This is a genomic window from Methylobacterium sp. J-077 (assembly GCF_022829365.1).
GTDB lineage: Bacteria > Pseudomonadota > Alphaproteobacteria > Rhizobiales > Beijerinckiaceae > Methylobacterium.
In genome coordinates, this window is the sequence record NZ_JAKSYJ010000057.1 from 1 (window position 1) to 1,714 (window position 1,714).

Here is a 1,714-nt window from a genome sequence, read left to right on the forward strand (position 1 = left end):
TGCAGCATCGAGCGGTCCAGCGTCAGGTCGGCGACCAGCCGTTTCAGCTTGCTGTTCTCATCCTCCAACTGCTTGAGCCGGCGGATCTCCGGCATGCCCATGCCGACGAACTGCTTCTTCCAACGGTAAAACGTCGACTCGGACACGCCCATCGTCCGGCAGACCTCGTCCACCGTCGCACCCTTCTCCGCCTGCCGCAGGGCGAAGGCGATCTGTTCGTGCGTGAAGCGTTTGCGAGGCATGGCATCCACCCTCCTTAAGGGTTCAGGATGCCCGAAAAACTTGCGCTCAGCGCGGACCAGTTTGCTGGGTCAGGGTCATCAATCATGGTCGAACGGCCAGACGGAGGGGCAGATCACCCGCCTGAAGCTTGTGAAGCGGCAGATGTTCGGCCGGGCCAAACTCGACCTGCTTGAAGCCCGGCTGATCGGCACACAATAAGCCAACCTGCATCGAGATTGCGCCAGACCCCTTATTCGACGCCTAATCACAGTCCACGACGTCATCGTGCCGGACAACGTCACCTTGCTGACGCTGCCGCCCTGCGCGCCCGAACTCAATTCAGTAGAGAACGTCTGGCGATTCATGCGCGACAACTGGCTCGGCGATCGGATCTTCGCCTCCTACGACGACATCGTCGACCGGTGCTGCCACGCCTGGAATCGCCTCATTGCTCAACCCTGGAAGATCATGTCCCTCGACCTGCGCGCGTGGGCTTATTGGTTATGATCACCAGCGATTGGTATAATGTGTGCTCGACGAGCCAGCAAACTCTGCACGACGTGGTTCGAACTATAGTTCAGTGGTCGTAGTGCCAGCGGCATTGAGCAATCTCAAGCGCCTGGTCCTCACCGGCACCACTCACCCGGTAGACGAGCCGGTGTGCCCCCGTGATCCGACGCGACCACCAGCCCTTGAGGTTGCCCTTCAGGGGCTCGACCTTCCCGATGCCCTTGAACGGCGTTCGCATGCACACCTTGATCAGTTCGTTGAGGCGGGCGAGCGTGTCCGGGTCAGTCGCCTGCCAATGCAGATAATCCCCCCACGCGTTCGTCGACCATACAAGTTTCACGTCTCGATCAATCTGTGTTCCGCTCCGGCACCGGTATCGAGCTGCGCGATGCCCTCGAGCAATCGCCGGGCGTTCGCCGGGGTCGAGAGCAAGTGCAGCGTCTCGCGGATGCTATCCAACTCCGCCAACGGCATCACCACCATGTCGGGGCGGTTCTGCCGGGTGACGACCAGTTCGGACCGATCTTGCTCAACCCGGTCGAGATGGGTCGCGAGTTGCGCGCGGAACTCGGTGTAACTGACTTGCGCCATAACCCCTCCTCATATGTACATAATACTGTACATATCGAGGGATGGCAAACCGCGCAAGGCCTGAGAGGATACGGGTCAGACAGTCTGCGATCGAGACTCGAATCGTGGTGACGACCAAGGCGCTGAAGGCCTCGGCCCAGTCCTGCCGTCCAGCCCGGTCGAACCAGCCGCGAAAGAGAAGAGGGTCATCTCACCGATCACGGTGGGGTCGACCTGCGAAGGGCGTCCCCGCCACGATTATGCAGATGTTATACCGATCCTCATTGATCAGAACCCATGAGCCCAGGCGCGCAGTCCGATGGAGATGATGCGCCAGGGTTGGTCGATGAGGGTGTTCCAGGCGTGGCAGCAGTGGTCGAGGATGTCGGCGTAGGATTTGAAGACGCGGTTG

General features: G+C 60.4%; 4 protein-coding genes and 2 pseudogenes. 2 read left to right on the forward strand and 4 right to left on the reverse strand.

Going from position 1 to position 1,714, the window contains the following annotated elements; all coding sequences use genetic code 11:
• Nucleotides 1–242: transposase (locus MKL11_RS03420; protein ID WP_243940301.1), on the reverse strand; the 242-nt coding region annotated here is incomplete at its 3' end.
• On the opposite strand from MKL11_RS03420, the gene MKL11_RS03425 reads away from it, so the two are divergent.
• Entirely contained in the window at nucleotides 241–441 is a 201-nt protein-coding gene (locus MKL11_RS03425; RefSeq protein WP_243940307.1) for a hypothetical protein, read from the forward strand. The genes MKL11_RS03420 and MKL11_RS03425 overlap by 2 nt on opposite strands.
• 57 nt (nucleotides 442–498) lie before the next feature.
• A pseudogene (locus tag MKL11_RS03430) lies at nucleotides 499–729 on the forward strand (transposase); the annotation flags it as partial.
• A 70-nt stretch (nucleotides 730–799) separates the two neighbouring features.
• Here MKL11_RS03430 and MKL11_RS03435 read toward each other — a convergent pair.
• The 3 genes and pseudogenes from MKL11_RS03435 to MKL11_RS03445 all read right to left on the reverse strand — a co-directional run.
• Entirely contained in the window at nucleotides 800–1,072 is a 273-nt protein-coding gene (locus MKL11_RS03435; protein ID WP_243940303.1) for a Txe/YoeB family addiction module toxin, read from the reverse strand.
• Complete coding sequence (locus tag MKL11_RS03440; RefSeq protein WP_243940305.1) at nucleotides 1,069–1,323, reverse strand: type II toxin-antitoxin system Phd/YefM family antitoxin; 255 nt, start codon at nucleotides 1,321–1,323, stop codon at nucleotides 1,069–1,071. Before MKL11_RS03440 ends, MKL11_RS03435 begins: the two co-directional genes overlap by 4 nt.
• 267 nt (nucleotides 1,324–1,590) lie before the next feature.
• Nucleotides 1,591–1,714: pseudogene (locus MKL11_RS03445) on the reverse strand (IS630 family transposase); the annotation flags it as partial.

Coding starts and splice junctions, on each gene's coding strand:
- MKL11_RS03425 (WP_243940307.1), top strand. CDS start 241: ATGGCATCCACCCTCCTTAAGGGTTCAGGATGCCCGAAAAACTTGCGC.
- MKL11_RS03440 (WP_243940305.1), bottom strand. CDS start 1,323: ATGGCGCAAGTCAGTTACACCGAGTTCCGCGCGCAACTCGCGACCCAT.